We start from the raw sequence: 20187 nt of genomic DNA, 5'->3' as shown, positions 1-20187 counted from the left end.
CAACTATCATGCCAAAAAACAGCTGTAAATATTGGTCCTAAAACAAAATAGAAAGGTGAATATATGAGATAGCCACCCCCTCAGTTCTATCCTGTAATAATTACAATTTTTACATACTACACTGAGCTTGTTCAATGTACCTTTTTTAGAATCCATAGGCTTGACATCTTGTCACCGGGCTTTGATTGTTTTGGGTATAGACGCAGTGTATAATTTAGTCAGGATATAAGATTTTAGGCGGATTAGCATTGAAGATAGGGAGACAATTATGAAACTGATTGTTAAGCGTTTTGAGACTTTGACAACACGCGAGCTATACGACTTGTTACAGGTGAGGATATCGGTGTTTGTGGTCGAGCAGAACTGTCCCTACCAAGAATTGGACGGCAAAGACCTTTTTTCCTATCATGTCTTTTATAAAGAAAATGACCATATTCAGGCTTATCTTAGGGTAGTAGACCCAACTCAAAGCTGTGACAAGGTTTCTATCGGAAGGGTTCTGACAGTCAAGCGGGGAAGCGGTTTAGGCAAAAAAGTCATGGTAGAGGGGATTCGGGTGGCGAAGGAAAAGATGGGCGCTGACAAGGTTTATATAGAAGCCCAAACCTATGCTAAAGGGTTTTATGAGCAACTGGGCTTCCAGCAAATCTCAGACGAATTCTTGGAGGACGGTATCCCTCATATAAAAATGCTGCTAACGCTATAATTGACTTTCGAGTTACCGTGAAAGGACATCACATGATTCTGGTTGATTAGAGGGGGAATTATGATGAAAAAAACGATTTGGGAAAAGTGTGTGGCATTTCACGGACACGAGTGCGGCGGCCTGACCATCGGCTATAAGGCTGCGCTGTATACCATGGAGCTGTTGCAATTGGCTCCGGGCGACAACCAGCACGATATCTGTATTTCTGACGACGAACAGATCGTCTGCATTGCTGAGAACGATGCCTGCGGCGTCGATGCCATTCAGGTAATCCTTGGTTGCAGCATTGGCAAGGGAAATCTACTGTTTCACCTGCGCGGCAAGCAGGCGTTCTCCTTCTATAACCGAAATACGGGAAAATCCGTTCGGTTGGTTTTAAAGAAGAAACCGGGTGGCATGACACGAGAGGAATCCTTTGCCTATTATCAGTCCTGTGAACCGCAGGATATGTTTGATATCAAGGAAACCAAACTCCGGCTGCCGGAGCCGGCGCGAATTTTTGATTCCTATGCGTGCGAGTGCTGCGGGGAGACTACCGGAGCGAACTGGATTAGGCTTCAGAATGACAAAAAGCTTTGCTTGGACTGCTATAGCTCTTATTCCCGCTTCGATGTTTAAAGGAGAAAGGAATAGACACAAAGGCCCAGACTTTGACAAAACGAAAGTCTGGGCCTTTGCTAACCTAGCATAATAAAAATAGAATTATAAGCATTATGCTCATTCACTTGAGCAATTCAATTTTGCAATTTCAGGATACTGCTCAAGTAGTTTGTCATTGGCAAGTTCCATTTGCCTATAATATTCAGCATAAGAAGCACTTAGCCTTTTCATTGCAGGAATGAAAACATCATAGTAGCCACTTGCACGATTAAATTCTTTAAGTAAGTTTTGCATAGTAAATATTGGAGAATTTTTATATTCATCTGACTGCTTGAATGCTAAATATTGTTCCAGTATCTCCTTATTCTCTGATAAGAATTTATCTGGATCTTCGATGGATTGCTTTGTATTTTCAATCATATCAATAATATTTTGGCTACTACTATGCTGTGTATATTCAATCAGGTAGTCCTGCAACTCTTTAGCAAAATGTAGAGACGGAATATTATCCAAAAATTCCAAAATTTCTTGATATGCCACTAACTGTTCCTTCGTTTTAATCGGCTCATTCAGAAAACGCGCAAAATGCAAACAAATAAATCTGCCATAATACCCTGGAAATGCATCTAACAATCTATCCGTAATGGTTCTTCCTTGTTCAATTGCCTTTAGTTCTGCTACTACATCGGAATAGCTTTTACCACAAGCAAGTTGGTCAAGTATGTTTTTCCGTACCTGCTCCCTTTGTATGGTCAACTCTTTCTGAACCGAAAGCTTTTGTAGTGTACTGCCAGTTTTATCTGCAAAAACTGTTTTAATTTCCTCTGTACTAAGTCCTAATTTTCGAAGAATAGAAATCTTGTTTAAGCATTCTACATCGTTTTCACTAAAATCCCGATATCCGTTGTCTAAAATGGCCGGAGAAATTAAACCCTGTTCTATATAATATTCGATTGCCTTTTTCGTTAAAATTGTTACCTTGCTTGTTTGGTTAATCAACATGTTTCTCACCTCGAAACAATCATAAGCTACTACCCAAGGTGATAGTCAATAACTTTTTCGAAGAAACTATAATTTAGCTTTGTTTAGCTTGATCACTGGCTATTTCCACGCAACCGTTGCCACAACTTCTGCATCTGACAATATTCTTCCGGCGTATCCACATCACCAAAAACCTCCGGACTGGGCAAATCGACAAATTCGATACACTGCGGGTTGGCTGCCAGAATTCCTCTGGCCCCTTGATCTCCTGTCAATTGCAGCAATTCACTCCGCCAGCGGGTAAGATCAAATAAAACTGGATTACCACGCTGATTTTGCCAACGCGGAACTACCAGGCTAGCACCAGCCCTCCGATACTTTTGAACCAGTCTATTAAGCAGTGCTACATCCACCAGCGGCTGGTCTGCCAACAAAAACAGCACCGCTTTCGCCCTGGCATCCAATGCCGTAACTGCCAGCCGAATCCCGCTGGCCTGACCGGTTTGCCAGTTATCATTGTGGACAATCCGTAAAGGCAAGCCGGCCAACGCCTGTCCCACCGCTTCCCCAGCAGCCCCGGTAATCACCACCACTTCTAACAAATCCGCCCCACAGGCCGTCGCTGCAACCTGCCAAATCATCGGCTTATCGCCCATTGGCAGTAATTGCTTCGGCTTTCCCATTCGCCTAGCTTGTCCCGCTGCCAGCAGTACCGCAGAAACCATACTATTTACCAAAGGGGCAGTGGGGATAACTGCAGGTTGAACAATTGCTGCATAATCCTCCGTAGCCCATGGCTGCAATATCTTTTCTGGTTAGGCGCTCTCCAGCCAGAATATGCGGGAAAACCAAATCGAACACGGTGGTTTTGGCAAACATACCGCAGGCGGGCATTCCGATAATAGCCGTATCGCCTAAATAGGCCAGCATAAACATGGCTCCGGGTAGCACCGGGGTGCCGTAGGTGATAACCGCCGCTCCGGTAGCACGGATGGCTTCAGGGGTTACATCATCCGGGTCCACGGACATGCCCCCCGCAGCAATAACAATATCGTCTCCCTGTTTGATATGTTCCAAGATGGACTGGGTAATGGCCTCTGGATCGTCCGGCTGGTATATGACATCCCCCAGTGTTGCACCATAATAGTGGACCTTATCGGCAATGACCGGAGCATACTTATCCTGTATTCTGCCATAGTACACTTCGTTACCAGTGATCACGATACCTACCTTCAGTGGGGACAAGGGAAGCACTCGGACAACTTCGCCGTACCTTGCTACCTTTTCTTCCGCCTCCGTCACCGCTCCCCCCTCAATGACCAAGGGTATAATTTTTACAGCAGCCACCAAGTCGCCGGGTTTCACCAACCGATCAGAATGTTTGGTGGAAAAAGCTATATTTTCTATTTCATTTAATTCTGCCACTGCCTGCCTGTTAATCTTTAACAAACCGGTGGATGTAGCGGTCAGATTTACGCGTCCTTCGGATGGCGCAGCAGTTGCTACATTGGTGCCGCACACGGCCTGGGCGATACGAGCAGCGGCATCATTTTCGTGAAGCTGCCCTTCTCCCATTTCAATAAGGTAGATATGTTCTTTGCCTATGTCCTTTAGATGAGGGATATCTTCCTCTCGAATGATATGCCCTTTGCGAAAGGCCGGCCCTTTATAGCTTCCCGGCACAATCTTGGTTAGTTCATGTCCCAGCACCATCCCTACGGCATCTTCTACCCTTACTTTTTTGATGGTCATAAGATCCTCCTGGTATCCATAACTCTAAAAAATTCTTGCCTTGCTAAACTACCGACAACAACGTTTTGAATTTGGGCGTGTTGCCTAGACAAAATACCTTCGGCTAATTGCTGAGCCTGTCTGAAGCCTAGGGAGTCTTCTACCTTGTTGATAAAGGGCAACACTTGGCTGTTCGGCGGACATTGGCTCAAATAACCCTCGGAATGAAACAATAATTGTAGTACCATCTCAGTGGTGATAACGGTTTCTGCCGGGGCACCGGTCATTTGCGTCACTCGCTCGGGGCGGTGCACAAAGTGGCTATTCAAAGGGGCCCCCAGTATATCAATACCGATAACCGGAATCACCAACCTAGTACTAGCGGGAATCACCGGTTCATGGGACAGATGACCCTTGAGGGAGCGGCCGGCGGAACCGTCTCCCTCCACCAAAAAGATGCTCTGGGGAAACTGTTGGGCCAATTGATCCACCCATTCCCTCGGAATGCCCATCATTTTTTCGGGGTTGTTGTGATCCTTCCCGTACACCAGTGTAACAGCTGCTTGCTCCTCAATCCTATTCCTCAGCAACTCGCAACCCTCTGTGATACTGTGAATCTCGATAAATCGACTATCCCTGCGTAAAGCGGATAGCTTGGTTGTCGTCGCTGCCACCGCCCGTATGCCTAAAGAATTCAGGTGATTCACTAAATAGTACAAAAGTCCGGTCTTGCCTCCCCCACCGATGAGGGTTACCACTGCGGGTGATGGTAGCTCTTGGAGGATTTCTTTCCATATCAAGGGTGTGTTCATCAAGGGCATGACGACCCGGGAAACACTTGAATGAACACTTCCATGATGCCACCACAGACCATCCCTTCTTCGGCAGCCACATCGTTCACCATATTCACCCTATGAATGCAACAAGTCTGTTCATCCATAGCCATTAACGCTCGCTGCTTTACCTCGGCTTCTCCACAACCACCACCGATGGTCCCAAAGGTTCTGCCCGTACGTTCCATCAACATCGTTGCCCCGGCCTTACGTGGGGTGGAACCTTTGGTGGAAAGGATAGTCAACAAGGCAAAGGGAATCCCCTCCCCCATTTGCTCTAGTTCACAGATCCGCTGCAAGATTAGTTTATCCATTTCTCCGCCCTCCCAATGAACGTAACGGTAGATACCGGCCACCCTTAAAATGAGCCACTATTTCTGCCGCAATGCTCAGGGCGATTTCCGCCGGACTCTGGGCACCCAGATCTAAACCAATGGGAGTTTTGAGAGCATTCAGCCATTCTGTAGAGACTCCCTCTTCTTTTAATAATTGCAGTACAGCCTTTACCCGCCGAAAGCTGCCAATCATGCCCAAATATCCTGCCCTTTGACCGGCAATACTTCTAAGACAATCCAAGTCGTAACGGTGACCCCGGGTAACAATGATAACCGCTGTGTTGTTATCAAAGGAGATCTGCTCCAGGGCTTTGGTAAAATCTTCACAGATAATGTGTTTTGCCATGGGAAACCGCTGTCGGTTGGCAAATTCCGGTCGGTCATCGATAACAGTAACTTCATAATCCAGTTGGGCTAAAAACGACGCCAGGGGTTGGCTAATGTGCCCTCCACCTAAAATAACTGCTCGCATTTTACTGGTCAGGCAATTCCAAAATATCCGGTATTCCTGCTGGTCGTAGGAAATGGGCATCACCTTCGGCTGATCCCACTGACAGGCCTTACTTTGCTCTAGCACTTTTTCAGTAAAACGGGTATCCACCAATAGGCCCTCTGCTCTACCATCGGGGTAAAGCACCAGCATTTGCCCCAGACTAGCCCTGCTCTCTTCTGGTGCGCCCACCAGCGTAATCATTTGTACAGCCTCACCTCGCTCCGCCGCGGCCAAAAGAGCTTTAAAAAGCTTCATCCTCTCACCTCTATCCTTGATGTTCCCTGGCAGCATGGTAAAGTAACGCCTCTAACACCCCGCCACCAATGGATCTAGCTTTATCCGAGATGGTAAAACAATGCTCCGGCTGGCAGCGGGGATCAATATCCCCTATTTTCATACCGGCTTCTACCATAAGACCCTCTTGCAACAGCCCCCTTAATACACCGGAAATGGCTGCCACTACTGGCTGATCACTTACCCAAGCCACTGTTTCTCCAACCGAAACTGCGCTTCCTATGGGTCGCTCTACCTGAAATACCCCCGCACAGGGAGCCCGCAAAATTCTTTCTTTTGTATAGCCCCCAATATCACCCGGAACACCCGTGTTCTGGAGTGCTTGCCCGTTATATATGACCCGCCCCAAATAATGGCCTCGCATACTCTCTACCACGGCATGGACATCCACCCCAGCCACAAACCCAGGACCTACCCCTATCACAACAGGTGCATCGTTTATTTGAGTACCAACGTTTCGCTTAGCTAAAATGGCATCCACCACTGCCCAGGGCCGAAGTTGTTTGATCACTGCACCGGCTGGGTCAACCACCACCGGAATTTTCCCTTCTTCCACCACCTGGAGAACGCTATCCGGCAATGTCTTCACAGCCGTGACCTCTTCCACCACCACACGTCCAGTATAAACAGCCTCGGCAAAGGCCACCGTACGGCGAATCACCGTTGGCTGGAAAAGTTCCGTGGTTACTACTCGAAAACCACTGCAATACAAACGATGGGCAATGCCGGTGGCAATATCCCCTGCACCTTTGACGATGACCAATCGATTCATGTAAAACGTAAAACCTCCTCAACCATACCTTAGAAGAACGTAGCTTGTTTACTTGCCCGTGACCTATAAGGTTATGCCCTATAGTATGTATTTAAAATAATTCACATTTCGAGAAGAGTCTGTACTAAATTTTTTCAAGCCTCTCTACGGTTCTTTCATTTCGTACCTCTCCAGTATTTAACGTTGTTTTTGCTTCAATTAACATCACATGTACCTCTTCTTCAGCAACAGGCATATGTTCAATTCCTTTTGGAATAATAAGAAATTCTCCTTCATTTAAAATAACATCCTTATCCCTAAACTTAATAATCAATAGTCCTTTTAGAACAAAAAACATTTCATCTTCATTTTCATGAATATGCCATAAAAATTCACCCTTGAATTTAGCAACCTTCACATATGATTCATTAACTTCACCTAAAATTTTTGGACTCCAATACTCATTAAAAAGATTTAATTTCTCAAAAATGTTAATTTTATCCATTCCGCTTTCCCCTATTGATCTAAAACATAAATTTGTTCATCTCTTTACATGTAACAGGAAAACCCCGTTGGTACCCCAAATCTCGTGTTTCTATTCTTTTACCCTTATTATTGTAACGCTTCCATACCAAATAATTGGCTATTTTGTGGAGATAGTCTTGACGTTGATGGCGAATTCTTTCGTGTATTTGGGCTAGTCTTTGCCTTGCCTTTTCTCTGTTTTTTGAACCTTTTTTCTTACGGCATAAGTCCCTTTGGGCACGCTTTACCTTTTTCTCTGATTTCTGTATAGGTTTAGGGTTAGGGATTTGCTCGCCGTCTGATAAGGTGGCTAGTTTCTCTATCCCAACATCCAGACCGGTTTTTTTCCAGTTCGGTGAGTATAGTACTGGGTATCCTTCAACCGATAGCACTGCATACCATTTGCCGGTAGTCTCTCTCTTGATGATGCAAGTCTTTACTTTACCTGGTATTTCCCGGTGTAGTTTGATTTTTAATAAGCCAATCTTGGATAGAGCTAGTTTTTCTTCTTTGAAGTAGGCTCCGCGGCCATCGCCAAATTGGGTATAGGTCAGAGAGTTATACTGCCCCATACCTTTGTATCTCGGGTAGCCCGGATTCTCTCCAGCCTTTACTCTGCGGAAAAATGCCTGATAGGCTTTTTCTACCCGAAATAGCACTTCTTGTAGTACCTGGGAGTGGACTTCTTTTAGTTGAGGGTGTTTGTCCTTATCCAATTTCAGGGTTGTCTGCTGTTTTGTTCTGGTTAGACTGGCTTTGTTTCTTAGGTAGTGGTTTTTCCTGTCCACCAAGGCTGCATTATAGCAGAGACGGCAAAGTGTTAACCAGTTTGTCAAGGTTTCTGCCTGTGTTTTAGTTGGGTATATTCGAAACTTGTAGTTCCTATGTTCCCTGGGATTGTACATAGCAATTTCACCTCACCTATAGTTGCCATGTATATTCCATATTCTTATTATAGTAGTATAACCTGGCCAGAACAAGTGTTTTGTATGTCTATCCTCATTCTGCCCCGCCATTCATCCCCCACCTTCGCCTTTGTTATCGCAAGCATGGAAAGTTCAGGAAGGGGACTTCTGACGCGGGTAAGTTAAAATTACCAAAATAGAGTAGCATAAACCACGGTATTTTGCTATGGAGGATTAAAGTGAAATATAGTGCCACTGGTCCACTTTGGAGTGGACCAGTGGCACTATATTTCACTTTTAGCGGCGGCCATCAGGCTTATTGGCATACATTTTATCATCCGCCTCTTTAAATAACTCCAGCATAGTTTTTGATGCATCTAAGCGGATGGCCTGGCCAATGGATAAACCCATGTTTATTTCATTTTGAGCGTTATACTCTACCACTTTAGCCTGAATTCGCTTACTGGAGGCAAGTACTGCTTCCGCAGAGGTTCTCGGTAACAGTACAGCAAATTCATCTCCCCCGATACGGGCTACCACATCGCTTTTCCGAAAACAGGATCGAAGTAATTTGGCAACATCTTGAATTAGTTTATCTCCCATTAGATGACCCAAACTATCATTAACAGTTTTTAAACCATCCATATCAATGATCAACAACCCCACCGGATTGTCGCGCATATTATCCAATCGCTGCATTTCTTCCTGAAAGTAAGCACGGTTGTAGAGATCGGTCAAAGCATCGTGCAAGCTCCTGTACCATAAGGTCTCTTCTACTAGTTTTCGTTCAGTAATATCCTCTGCGATACCTGCTGAAAATTGGACTTGTCCTTTTTCATCGTGGACAGGAAAGGTTTTGGATAAAATCCAACGAAGAGTGCCATCCGGTCTTATTATGCGATATTCTTCTCTGATATAGCCAATCTTTTTCACAGCCCGCTCCTGAAATGCCTGAATAATTCTTTCTCGATCCTCGGGGTGAATAGACTCTAAAAAAGATTCCGGTGATTGATATAAGCTTTGGCAACTACGTCCCCAGATTGCTTCATAGGCGGGACTAACATAAAGAAATCTATCGTGAGACTTTAACCATAACACCTCGTTGATATTGTCAGCCAATTCTTTGAGAAGAGAGTAAATGTTAAGAGAAGAGCTTGCCGCCTCTCTTGCTATCTGCTTTAATATACTTTCTGTACTTGTACCTTCTTGCTTCAAGTCAAACTCCCCCGACATCAACCACATTATAAAACGATATGATTAAATCTTCCCTTTTTCATTGTTTAACCTAACAATTTCCGAAAGAGGCACTATCTTAATTCCTTCTTGCTGAATAAAAGGAATAGCCTCTTTAACGGCTCGGGCAGTTACTTCTCCCCCATGGCCTACATGTCCAATAACCACTGCATAACCCTGCTTTTTAGCAACCTGGCAGCCTTTTTTCATTTGCTTTGTAATATATTCCACACTTTTAATATCATCTAAAAAAATATCTCGCTTTGCCCAAGGAATCTGCAAAGCTTTAGCGGCAGGAATTACCTGAGAATTTGGCGTAGTAATGCTATCCAATACATACAATCCCTTTTCCTTAGCCACTTCCAACATAAACGTTATTTTTTCCCGGCTGCTGGTTATTTTGGAACCAGTATGATTATTAAAACCACTGGCATGAGGGACAGATTCCAAATTTTTCACAAAGGTAGTTTTGATTTGTTCATCACTCATATCATATGTGATAGCTCCGGGTCCTAGCCAAGACTTCTTTCCTTTTACAGGTTCCATCGGTTGATGCAAAATTACTTCATACCCTCTTTGATGGGCTTCGTTACTGTGCTCTATCGAATGAAGCAAATTGGGCATAACTGCCACGGTAATGGGCACGTTCATGTTCATGAATTCCGCCACACCATGAATGTCTGCTCCACCAAAATCATCAATCACAATAGCTAAAACCGGTGGATGTTTTTCTTGTAATTCCTCCCCGGTAGCTGATAAATTATGGATAAACGCCAAGAATACACAGCCAAAGAGAAAGGCCACCCCAAAAATAAGGCGTAAGTTACATTTTCGAACCAAAATTAGCTCACCTTCTTCTGTAGATTTTTTAGCAATGTCTCTCTATTCTTGTCTTGAAGATAATCTAAAATTCCCCGAGCAATGGCTTCCGAAATCTTTTGTCGGTATTGGGGTTTTAAAAGCTTTTGCCGTTCTTCCGGATTATTGATAAAACCGGTTTCTACAATAACACAAGGAATCTCTGTGTGTGTCAAAAGATAATATCTACCGGTTTTTATCTGTCGCTGATTAATTCCTGGTATTTCATGTAATTCTTTCTGAATATTTTCAGCCAACAGCTTACTAATGGTATCTTTGGGGAGATAAAAAGTTTCGGGACCAGAGCTTTTCCGACGACTTACATTAACATGAATACTGATCATAGCATCTGCATTAAAACCTTTGGCCATCTCAATTCTTCGTTCGAAATCATATCTTTTTGCCTCTTTACCATGAAGTCCTACCACGGCATGATTATAATCCCCTTCTCTGGTTAACAGGCAAGCAACTTTTTTCTCCATCAGTATTTTTTTTATTTCCTTGGCAATCTCTAAATTTATATCTTTTTCTGCAACCCCTTTTCTTATAGCGCCGGGATCGTACCCACCATGCCCAGGATCTATAACAATTCTCCCAAAACTCTCTGCTGCCCAGCCAAATTTAGGAGAAGCTAAAAAAAATACAATCAAAAGAATTCGCCAAAGCACTTTCATCACCTCACAGGGATTATTTTGTCCTTAAAAATCGGAAATATAAATGTTTTCAGTAACCTAAAAAAAGGTTGTAGTTACTCCTTTTCCATTGACGTAGCACATTGGCCTAATAAGGAAAATATGTTAAAATAACCAACAAAAGACAAGCAAGGAGTTGACTAAATGTCCCTAATTAAGGAAATAGATCTTCCGGGCATTGGCAGAAAATTTCAAGTTAATGCCCGCAGTGGGGATAAGCTCGTCATTGTCGTACATGATGATGGCCGTCGGGAAATTCACCACTTTGATAATGATGATCCAGAGGAAAGTATTTCGATGGTGACATTAGATGATACAGAAGCTCGCCGTGTTAGTGGTATTATCGGCGGTATGGCCTATATGCCGAAAGCACTGGAGTCTGTAGATGTAGCCTTTGATGAAATGGTATTTGAATGGTATAAGGTTGAGAGTGGAGCCAAAGCCATTGGCAAAAACATTGGTGAGTTGCACATTCGCAAAAAAACCGGAGCAATGATCATTGCTATCATTAAGAAGGACAAAAGAATCGTTAACCCGGGACCAGATCAGGTGATACCAGAAGGAGCAACTCTGGTAGTTATTGGTGATCGGAAACAGGTTAAGAGTTGTAAAGAGCTCATCCTGCATGGGAGTCTGTAACCATGGAGGGTCATATATTATTTGAAATTGGTTTAGCCTTGATGGTCGTGGCGGCGGCTGGCCTTCTGGCAGCACGCTTTCGAATTTCCATCGTACCTTTTCTAATCCTGGCCGGTATGGTTGTTGGTCCTCACGCACCGGTTTGGGGCGTGCTTGATTTTCGCTTCATTCAAAGTGCACCCCTAATACAGTTCATGGGGCGTTTGGGTGTCCTTTTCCTGCTGTTCTATTTGGGGCTGGAATTTTCCGTTGGTCGTTTATTAAAAGCAGGTAAATCCATCTTTCTGGGTGGTACCACCTATATGCTGATCAACTTTTCCTTGGGAATGGCCCTGCCTTTTTTGTGGGGTTGGCCACTGCGGGAAGCCTTAGTGGTGGCCGGTATCATTTCTATCTCTTCCAGCGCCATTGTAGCCAAAGTTTTGGTTGATTTAAAAAGAACCGTTAGAGCAGAAACAGAGATGATCCTAGGCTTGATGCTTTACCAGGATGTGTTCGTGGCCGTTTATCTTTCTGTGCTCTCCGGTTTAGTACTAAGGGGTTCCAGTTCTCCCTTGGAGGTCTTGAAAGCTGCGAGTATCTCCCTTGGTTTTATGCTGGGCTTTATTCTTATTGGGCGAAAGCTAGCGCCCAGGATTAATCGGTTGTTGAATGTTCCTTCGGATGAAATTTTTATGTTGATTGTCTTTGCCCTGCTTACCGTAGTGGCCGGTTTTTCTGAAACCATTCATGTGGCAGAAGCAATCGGTGCTTTGCTGGTGGGATTGGTGCTGGCAGAGACAGATCATTTCGAACGTATCGAGCACATTGTAGTTCCCTTCCGGGATTTTTTTGGCGCCCTCTTTTTCTTTAGCTTTGGTTTGAGTATAGACCCCACTTCACTGGATGGCGCTATTTGGCCTGCCCTGATTGCGGTTGTGGTGACCCTATTAGGTAATTTTATCGCCGGTGTCGTGGCCGGTCGTAAGGCAGGGTACTCCTATTACGGCTCTACGAATATAGGTTTAACCATTACATCACGGGGTGAATTTTCCATTATTCTGGCCAATTTGGCAAAGGCAGGCGGCTTACTGCCCTTGCTACAACCCTTTGCAGCACTCTATGTACTGCTGCTTGCCATAATTGGTCCACTATTAACCAAAGAATCCAAATGGATTTATAGTAAATTGGCAGTGGTTTTTAAATGGCCTGCCATTAAAGAGAGAAAACAAAGGAAACAAGCTATGGAAAGCTAAATATGACAAGTGGACCTCCTACAGGAGATATCCGCTTGTCATATTTTATCTAACCATCTACTTGTTTCGAATTTTCTTGCACAATTGGTATTCGAATGGTGTTTTCCATGTTCCGTATTCTAAGATGCCATTTATAGATAATAGAAAAAATACGTAACAGGGTAGTAGCCAAGAACAGTATATACAACTGTACCGGATTATCATTTTGAATAAAACCAAAACCCAGCATTAACCCTGCAAACATGGCCCATACAGCATAAATCTCTTGGTGCAAAACCATCGGTCTACGCCGGGCCAAGACATCCCTCAATATTCCACCGCCAATGCCAGTAACCACCGAGCAAAGGATAATCCCCCCTGGAGGAAGTTTTAAGGCGATGCCATAGAGCGCCCCTTGAATGGTAAAGGCAGCTAAACCGATGGCATCAAAAAAATCATTCCAACGGTTCCAAGATTTAAGCCATCTCTTCGGTAGTACGTAAATAATGGTAATGGAGATTAAAGCGGTTTTCAGTAAAATTCCTTGTTCCCATAAAGGAATTACCGGGACCCCGATAAGAACATTGCGAATAATACCCCCTCCAAAGGAGGCCGCTAATCCCAAGACATATACACCAAAAATATCGTACTTTTCCTCCAAAGCCACAATGGCACCGCTAAAGGCAAAGGCAATGATGGCGATGATGTTAAAAATATCCCACTCCACATAAGTCACCCTCTAAGGCTTATTAAGACATATAAAGTATATGTCAATGCTCATTATTTTTCTATACTTTCGATTATTGTTTAAACTTTTAGATTAAAGCAAAATCTTCTAATAAAAAGACAGCCCCTATTTTTTGTCAAGGGACAGTAAAATAGGGGTGTTTGTTAGTTTAAATTTTACATAAAACGTTGTTCCTGCTGATCCAGTATCAACATCAATTTTAGCATTATTCCGTTCCGCGATACTGTAACAAGTAGCTAAACCTAATCCTGTACCATTTTCCTTCGTAGTTAGGAATGGCGTACCCAGATTATTTAGTATCGAAGCATCAATACCATGGCCTTCGTCGCTAATTGCTAATACAATTTCCTGCTCAATGGTGTACGTTTTGATTAAAATGGAGCCTCCCGGGGACATTGCCTCTAAGCCATTTCTTATCAAATTAAGTATTAACTGTCGTATTTCTTTTTTATTAAGTAAATTATCCGGAACGTTATCTAGTTCCAATAAAATATTCTTATCCATATTCAAAGCATCGGCCTGCAGTAATGGAAAGAGTTCATTGATGATTAGATTTAGGTTGTGCTTAGCCAATTCACAAGGTCTGCACTTGGCCAAAGATAAAAACTCCGTAATAATTGAATTAGCCCGGTCTAGTTCACTGATCATTAGGTCGAAATAATCCTTCTCCTCAGCAAATTTTGGCTTTCTACCAAGCATCTGAAGAAAGCCGCGTACCGTTGTCATGGGGTTCCTTACCTCATGCCCAATACCAGCAGCCATTTTACCGATCATATTTAACCTATCTAAACGTGCAATTTCTTGTTGCGTGTTTTTTCTTTCCGTTAAGTCTACGGCTATTTTTACAGCTAAAGGTGTACCATCAAGATCAAAAAACGGGTTTTCATAGATTCCATAGTTAATACCGTTACTAAGGGTACCTTCCCAATAATTTGAAACTTGATTATTAAATACCTCTGTCGTGGGACATTCCTCGCAAGGTTCCTCCCTGGCAAAGAATATTTTATAACAAGGCCTGTTATCTGTGTTGCCAAATACTTCTTTGAACTTACTATTCGCTAATCGTATGGAATAGTCCGGTGCCAGTATGTAAACTAATTGCGGCATACTGTTTATTAATAGATGCAGCCGTTGGTGTTCAAGTTCTTTTTTTTCTTCGGCTCTTTTTCTATCCGTTATATCCATAAGATAAACAGCTAAACCTTCCCGGGAGGGGTAAATGTTTACTTTCAACCACTTCCCGGCATAGGGCGCGAAGCTTTCAAATCTGCCCGGTTTTCCGGTATTTTTTGCTTCATGGTATTGTTCATAATAGTTAGTCTCAACTAAATTGGGGAACACTTGCCATATATTTTGGCCGAGTGCAACTTCAGGATAAGTCTCTCGTGCAACTTTGTTAAGATAAGTAAAATTCCAATCATTATCCAAGGTATAAAAAATATCACTGATGCTTTCCAGGATTCTTGTTATTCGCTTATTTGATTGCTCAATTCTTTCCTCCATCTGTTTTCTGATGGTAATATCCCGGCCAACATAACAAAGTACCTCTTGGTCTGAGATTAAAACATTTGTCCATTCAATCCATTTATAGAACCCCTTTTTACTACAGAAACGAATAACAAATTTAGTATTGGGTGTATTCTGCAACAATTGAACAGAGTCCTTTGGGAAGGATTTAAAATCTTCTGAATGGATGTAACGTAAAATCTTCGTCCCAATAACTTCATTTTTTTCATATCCTAAAGCAGTTCTAAAAGCCAAATTAGTATGTTTTATCACAAAATTATAGTCTACTATACATAGCAAATCCTGCGATAGTTCAAAGAATTGCTCTAACTCAAGCTCCTTTTGCCTATGCTCCGTAATATCAGCAAGCGTTAAAATTAATATTTCCACTTCATCATGATCATTGGTAATCGGTTCCAATGTCCAATTCCAGTAGGTGATACCTCTTTCGGGATTGTGGAAGTAGATAAAGGCACTGTTAAAAATTTGATACGTTTGTTTCGTCTGCACAACCTGCTCGAAGATAGCTTTAACATTATCATTAGGATAATATGTAAAGTGGTTATAACCCGGAAAGTCATCTACTGAACGATTATCCACCTTAGCATATAGTTCGTTAACTTTTATAAAATTAAAGTTCCTATCAAGAATAGCCATTGCCGTATGCGCATTGTTAAAGATTTTTTCCAATAAGATTGAACTGTTAAGCAAGCTATCTTTCTCCTTTTAAAAAATGTTATTTATATTCTGTCAATTGTTCGTTTATTACTTTTAAAATTCCTGCTATGCAAGCATATTTAAACTTTTGTTTACACTTACATTCTATTTTGACGAAAAGCACCCATTAGAATAACATTATCATCTCCAGCCAACTAATAAGGTTAATGAATCTTCCCTTTGATTAGAAAAACTAAGCCTCCGCCAAGTCTTTAGACGCCAGCGGAGGCTTAGTTTGCCTTTATGCAGAGATAAACGAGCCAAAGAACTGATGGAACAATTGCTTTTTACAGTAGAAAAAATATTTAAGATTCACTTAAGAGTAATGCTTTATTTTTCTTTTCTTTGATAAATTGCATGAAGTTTTTGTTGCACCTCTCGGATGGCTCCAGTAGAGCCCTTGGAAGGTGCATAGACAAAAGGCTTCCGGTGGCGCTTACACATCACCTCTACATCGGGTAAACGGTGAGACATCATTTCTGTTACAATCACTACAACATCTGAATTTCGTACTTTAGACTCGATGTTACGTCCAGTACCGCCCTGAAACCCAGATTCCCAGGAAAATATCGCTCCTCTTCGTTCAAACATGCGTTGAAAGGAATCTTTATATAAGTCAGCCCCAACAACTAGGATTTTGCGTCCTTCTAAAAGAGGATCTGCAACATCTATGAGTGGTTTTGTTTTTTGAATTCGTTGTTTTGCTTTGTTGCCAGTCACCTGATCCAGCGTTTGTTCTTCGAACACCCAAGCAATCCGGGCTTTGTCTATTTCACCCTGCATATAAGCGACCTCTACAAGCCGCCCTTCCCGAAGCCTTAAGGCTGTCACTTCACGGGAATTCAGAGTTATTGTGGTTTCTTCCTCCGGGTTGTAGACCATCCATTCTCCTGCATGATATAACAATGCTGCTATAACCGCCATTCGTTTAGAAGGGATTTTTTGGTTTCTACGCTCCATAACGGTAAACTCGTATAACATACTCTCATCAAGAATTCCCAAAGGATCAGCAGCCATCCAATCTCCGTGCTCTATTCCCAGTCTTCTAACCCAAATTTCAGGCACAAAGACCTCCGAATCCTCACCAATTATAATACCGCCTTTAGCAATTCGAGAAAAAGGACCTAAAACTCTACCTTCCGGTTCCTCTTCAAAATCCTCATAAGTAGACAAAATGTTTATTTTATTTACATCTTCTTTAGATGACATGTTTTAAGCAACTCCTTAGGAAATTTGCTTAATTATAAATAAGTAGTTTAATTAAGTAAAGGATGTTGCAAAGGAATAGATCATAATTTTTATTTATTTAGCTAGCCTGTTTTTTATTCGGCATAATCCTTGTTGAGAAACAGCTAATTCTAAAGTTCAAATCTCTTTACATATTTTTATTAAGTATAATATCCAAAATTGCCCTATCCGCTGAAGTAGAACTAAGCCTGGAAAGTTTGCCCAGATTATCTACCGTATTCTCCACCTTCTCCTCAATGATGCCATCGGTAGCCCGGATGGTGATGTTTTGCAATGCTAAAAATGCTGATTGTACTGCAGCAGATGTACAGGTTGCAATCTTCAAAGCACAGCCCGACTTGGCCCCGTCACACAACATACCCGTCACATTTCCCAGCATGTTCTTGATGGTAAATGTAACTTGTGCCAAGTTACCCCCAAGCAGATACACAATACCACAACTTGAACCAGTAGCAGCAACAGTTGCACCACACAGAGCGGATAAGCGCCCAAAGGAAGCCTTAATATAAATAGTAATCAAACAACTCAAGGCAACGGCACGAATCATTGATTCTTCATCTTTATTCAACCTTTGGGCAATGGCTACGATAGGCAGAGAAGACTGAATCCCCTGATTACCGCTACCTGAATTAGCATAGGCCGGTAAAGTACATCCTGCCATCCGAGCATCTGAACCCGCAGCAGTCAAGGCCATAGCATAAGAACATAGATCGTTTACGTAAAAACCATCTTTTATGCCGTTAATGATACTTCGCCCAACTGCCAGCCCATAAGGATTCTTTAAGCCCTCTTGACCAAGCCGTGTGTTAACCTTGATTAGCTGTTTGATCATCTCAAGTTTACTTATTTGTATATTTCGGCTAAAGTCCCAAATTACGTCCGGGGTGAGTTCCTGCTCCAAACGGGTAATATAGTTACTACCCTCTGAGGGAAAATTGTCTACTAAAATTTTCCCGTTAACCACCAATCTGGCCACATGGGTATGATGGCCGGCCAAAATAACCGTGGCCTCACCTTTATCCGTTCTAACAGTCGCGGCAATATAAACCTTATAAGGAGTATCCGCAATCTCTACCGTTACACGCCCTTGGCGAATCAGTTTTCTCGCCTGATCGTGATCTGCCGCTGTCAATTCAGACAAAACCTCCAGCTTTTTTGAGGAACGTTTACTCACCGCTCCCAAAGCAGCAGCTAAATCCATGCCACATCCGTCCGTGCCCGGAATCGTAACGGCTGCAACATTTTTTATGATATTAATGCTGGCAGATACTTCTATCTGATCGATAAAACAACTGGCAACCTGCTCACAAGCTAAGGAGGTAGCATAGGCCACAGCACTGGGTTCAGTGCAGCCAAGAGCGAGTACAAGTTCTGCATCCAATATTTCAAAAATAGCATTGTTCTTCACAACATATCCTCCCCACGGTTTTTCTAACAAATAATCACGCAAGAACTATACCAACCTTGAAGCCCGTGGCAAAGGACATTTAATTAACAATGGAAACCATATTTTTCTCAGAAGTAAGAAAAGTGTTACAGAGTTAAAAAAATGGCATTGGCTCAGGCCCCTGCCATTTTCTCAAAATTGATAAATAAATTCTTCCTATTGAGAAATATTGAATGTTGTTTTTATCAACCTAGATTATATTTCTCTAACTTACGGTATAAAGTTGCCAAACTAATTCCTAATTCTGAAGCTAGCTGATTTTTTTCTGCAGTAGAAGCACCCTGCTTTACTTTTTCCCGCAGAAGCTTCCCTTCATAATTTGCCAATAATTTAGCTAACGTAAGCCGTTCAAAGGCAAATTGGGTTTTATTCTCTTGAAACTGTTCGGGAAGGTCCTGAATACTTAAATAACTGCTGTTGCTCATATTGATCATATATTCAATAACATTCTCCAACTGGCGGATATTTCCTGGCCAAGGGTACCTTGTCAGCCAATCCAGCAAAGCCGAATCTGCTCCCCGTATTTCCTTATAAAGAAAGCAGTTGTATTTCATTATAAAATGCTGAACATATAAAGGTATATCTGTAGCATGTCTGCGTAAAGGTGGTAAAAAAAGGGGAATAACATTTAAACGATAGTATAGATCTTCCCGAAATTCCCCTGAGGACATCTTTGCTTCCAGGTTACGATTGGTAGCGGCGATTATCCGTACATCCACTTGAATTGATTTCTTGCCTCCTACCCTATCAATAGCTCGCTCTTGCAAAACACGCAATATTTTGGGCTGTAAAGCTAAAGACATATCACCCACTTCATCTAGAAAGACCGTTCCTCCTTGGGCCAGTTCAATCTTTCCTGGCTTCCCTTTGGGATTTGCTCCAGTAAAAGAACCTGCCTCATAACCAAAGAGCTCGCTTTCTAATAAAGCTTCCGGTATGGCAGCACAATTTATGGTAACAAAGGGCTCTCTACAACGACAACTCTCACTATGAATGGCCCGGGCCAGCATTTCTTTACCGGTTCCACTTTCGCCACGAATAAGCACCGTTGATGCACTTGAAGCTACCTGTTTTGCTTTCTCTAAAACCTCTCTAAAATGAGGATCATTTCCCAATATTTTGCCAAAAGCATTTGGCTCATTTGCTGAAACTTCTTTTACTCTGTCCTGAAGATATTGATTTTGTTTCAGTAAAAGCAGCTTACTTTCTAAAAGATTACTCATGTGTTTTAGAAAATTCCATAGTTTTGGAGATGTATTAATCAGTTTCTGTCGTTGCTCCTCAGTAAAGGCACTAATGCCAATGATGCCAATAGGCTGGGAACGGGCAAAGAGAGGAAATCCCATGGTTGCTAATTCCTTGCAATGCCCAACCAAGGTACAAGTACTACAAGAAAAAGTTGTCCTCATATCTTCAATAACACCAGGGTTACCGCTGGCCAGTACAGATCGAAAAAAAGAACCATGCGGCACCTCCTGACATAGACTTCCTTTATGAGGACCGGTACCAGCAATACGTATACCTTGTTCATCAACGATTGTCACATCCAGCTCCAACACATCGGAGATTGTTTCAGCATATTCCTGAACAAAATCCTTGATTCCCATAAGTATGGACACTGATTATCATCTCCGTAACACGCCAACTTTTAAGCAGCATAACACTTGTCTTTTTTTTATGTCAAGGTAAGAAAATTACCCCAATAAAAAACTCGCCCTTGTAACTAATTTG

The 20187-nt window shown here is 42.5% G+C and carries 21 protein-coding genes; 4 read left to right on the top strand and 17 right to left on the bottom strand.

The features are described 5' to 3' along the window. Positions 1 to 268: 268 nt before the first annotated feature. Positions 269 to 706, top strand: a complete 438-nt coding sequence (locus BUA78_RS01860; protein ID WP_072910587.1) for a GNAT family N-acetyltransferase — start codon at positions 269 to 271, stop codon at positions 704 to 706. Between the two features lie 63 nt (positions 707 to 769). Then, on the top strand, positions 770 to 1324 hold the full coding sequence (locus BUA78_RS01855) for an FmdE family protein (RefSeq protein ID WP_207650477.1): 555 nt from the start codon (positions 770 to 772) through the stop codon (positions 1322 to 1324). 99 nt (positions 1325 to 1423) lie between these two features. Here BUA78_RS01855 and BUA78_RS01850 read toward each other — a convergent pair whose 3' ends face one another. From BUA78_RS01850 to BUA78_RS01795, 12 genes are all read right to left on the bottom strand, one after another. After that, on the bottom strand, positions 1424 to 2308 hold the full coding sequence (locus BUA78_RS01850; protein ID WP_072910585.1) for a MerR family transcriptional regulator: 885 nt from the start codon (positions 2306 to 2308) through the stop codon (positions 1424 to 1426). Positions 2309 to 2400: 92 nt separating this feature from the next. Further along, entirely contained in the window at positions 2401 to 3012 is a 612-nt protein-coding gene (locus BUA78_RS01845) for a nucleotidyltransferase family protein (protein ID WP_072910584.1), read from the bottom strand. 1 nt (position 3013) lies between these two features. Continuing rightward, complete coding sequence (locus BUA78_RS01840; RefSeq protein WP_072910583.1) at positions 3014 to 4039, bottom strand: molybdopterin-binding protein; 1026 nt, start codon at positions 4037 to 4039, stop codon at positions 3014 to 3016. Then, positions 4036 to 4830, bottom strand: a complete 795-nt coding sequence (gene yqeC / locus BUA78_RS01835; RefSeq protein WP_175548951.1) for a selenium cofactor biosynthesis protein YqeC — start codon at positions 4828 to 4830, stop codon at positions 4036 to 4038. Before yqeC ends, BUA78_RS01840 begins: the two co-directional genes overlap by 4 nt. After that, positions 4830 to 5165: an XdhC family protein gene (locus BUA78_RS01830; protein WP_072910581.1), complete on the bottom strand. Its 336-nt coding sequence runs from the start codon at positions 5163 to 5165 to the stop codon at positions 4830 to 4832. Before BUA78_RS01830 ends, yqeC begins: the two co-directional genes overlap by 1 nt. Continuing rightward, a complete protein-coding gene (locus BUA78_RS01825) occupies positions 5158 to 5934 on the bottom strand; it encodes an XdhC family protein (protein ID WP_072910580.1) in 777 nt (258 codons plus the stop codon). The genes BUA78_RS01830 and BUA78_RS01825 overlap by 8 nt, the downstream gene beginning before the upstream one ends. A gap of 10 nt (positions 5935 to 5944) precedes the next feature. Beyond that, positions 5945 to 6745 carry a selenium-dependent molybdenum cofactor biosynthesis protein YqeB gene (gene yqeB / locus BUA78_RS01820; RefSeq protein WP_072910579.1) on the bottom strand — a complete coding sequence of 267 codons (801 nt, stop codon included), beginning with the start codon at positions 6743 to 6745 and terminating at the stop codon, positions 5945 to 5947. Positions 6746 to 6869: 124 nt separating this feature from the next. Further along, complete coding sequence (locus BUA78_RS01815) at positions 6870 to 7229, bottom strand: cupin domain-containing protein (RefSeq protein WP_072910578.1); 360 nt, start codon at positions 7227 to 7229, stop codon at positions 6870 to 6872. 19 nt (positions 7230 to 7248) lie between these two features. After that, a complete protein-coding gene (locus tag BUA78_RS01810) occupies positions 7249 to 8154 on the bottom strand; it encodes an RNA-guided endonuclease InsQ/TnpB family protein (protein WP_072910577.1) in 906 nt (301 codons plus the stop codon). 297 nt (positions 8155 to 8451) lie between these two features. Further along, complete coding sequence (locus BUA78_RS01805) at positions 8452 to 9369, bottom strand: sensor domain-containing diguanylate cyclase (protein ID WP_072910576.1); 918 nt, start codon at positions 9367 to 9369, stop codon at positions 8452 to 8454. Positions 9370 to 9411: 42 nt separating this feature from the next. Beyond that, entirely contained in the window at positions 9412 to 10227 is an 816-nt protein-coding gene (locus BUA78_RS01800; RefSeq protein ID WP_238456680.1) for a divergent polysaccharide deacetylase family protein, read from the bottom strand. Positions 10228 to 10229: 2 nt separating this feature from the next. After that, positions 10230 to 10919 carry an N-acetylmuramoyl-L-alanine amidase family protein gene (locus BUA78_RS01795; protein WP_072910575.1) on the bottom strand — a complete coding sequence of 230 codons (690 nt, stop codon included), beginning with the start codon at positions 10917 to 10919 and terminating at the stop codon, positions 10230 to 10232. Positions 10920 to 11081: 162 nt separating this feature from the next. Here BUA78_RS01795 and BUA78_RS01790 point away from each other — a divergent pair, with 162 nt between their 5' ends. Both BUA78_RS01790 and BUA78_RS01785 read left to right on the top strand, forming a co-directional pair. Then, complete coding sequence (locus tag BUA78_RS01790; protein WP_072910574.1) at positions 11082 to 11576, top strand: cation:proton antiporter regulatory subunit; 495 nt, start codon at positions 11082 to 11084, stop codon at positions 11574 to 11576. A gap of 2 nt (positions 11577 to 11578) precedes the next feature. Further along, positions 11579 to 12811 (top strand): cation:proton antiporter, encoded by a 1233-nt coding sequence (locus BUA78_RS01785; RefSeq protein ID WP_072910573.1) that lies wholly within the window; start codon positions 11579 to 11581, stop codon positions 12809 to 12811. Between the two features lie 49 nt (positions 12812 to 12860). Here BUA78_RS01785 and BUA78_RS01780 read toward each other — a convergent pair whose 3' ends face one another. The 5 genes from BUA78_RS01780 to BUA78_RS01760 all read right to left on the bottom strand — a co-directional run bounded on the left by BUA78_RS01780 (position 12861) and on the right by BUA78_RS01760 (position 20075). Continuing rightward, the gene (locus BUA78_RS01780) at positions 12861 to 13517 is read right to left on the bottom strand and encodes a trimeric intracellular cation channel family protein (RefSeq protein ID WP_072910572.1); all 657 of its coding nucleotides are present in this window, start codon (positions 13515 to 13517) and stop codon (positions 12861 to 12863) included. Positions 13518 to 13643: 126 nt separating this feature from the next. Beyond that, positions 13644 to 15755 (bottom strand): PAS domain-containing sensor histidine kinase, encoded by a 2112-nt coding sequence (locus BUA78_RS01775; protein WP_072910571.1) that lies wholly within the window; start codon positions 15753 to 15755, stop codon positions 13644 to 13646. 336 nt (positions 15756 to 16091) lie between these two features. After that, entirely contained in the window at positions 16092 to 16970 is an 879-nt protein-coding gene (locus tag BUA78_RS01770) for a DUF2325 domain-containing protein (RefSeq protein ID WP_072910570.1), read from the bottom strand. A 166-nt stretch (positions 16971 to 17136) separates the two neighbouring features. Continuing rightward, complete coding sequence (locus BUA78_RS01765; RefSeq protein ID WP_072910569.1) at positions 17137 to 18417, bottom strand: L-cysteine desulfidase family protein; 1281 nt, start codon at positions 18415 to 18417, stop codon at positions 17137 to 17139. A gap of 224 nt (positions 18418 to 18641) precedes the next feature. Next, positions 18642 to 20075 (bottom strand): sigma-54 interaction domain-containing protein, encoded by a 1434-nt coding sequence (locus tag BUA78_RS01760; RefSeq protein WP_207650476.1) that lies wholly within the window; start codon positions 20073 to 20075, stop codon positions 18642 to 18644. Between the last annotated feature and the right edge of the window lie 112 nt (positions 20076 to 20187).

Source organism: Desulforamulus aeronauticus DSM 10349 (assembly GCF_900142375.1).
In the GTDB taxonomy this organism is placed as follows: domain Bacteria; phylum Bacillota; class Desulfotomaculia; order Desulfotomaculales; family Desulfotomaculaceae; genus Desulfotomaculum; species Desulfotomaculum aeronauticum.
Note: the sequence above shows the minus strand (reverse complement) of the source record. Positions and strands in the feature narration are given on the sequence as shown.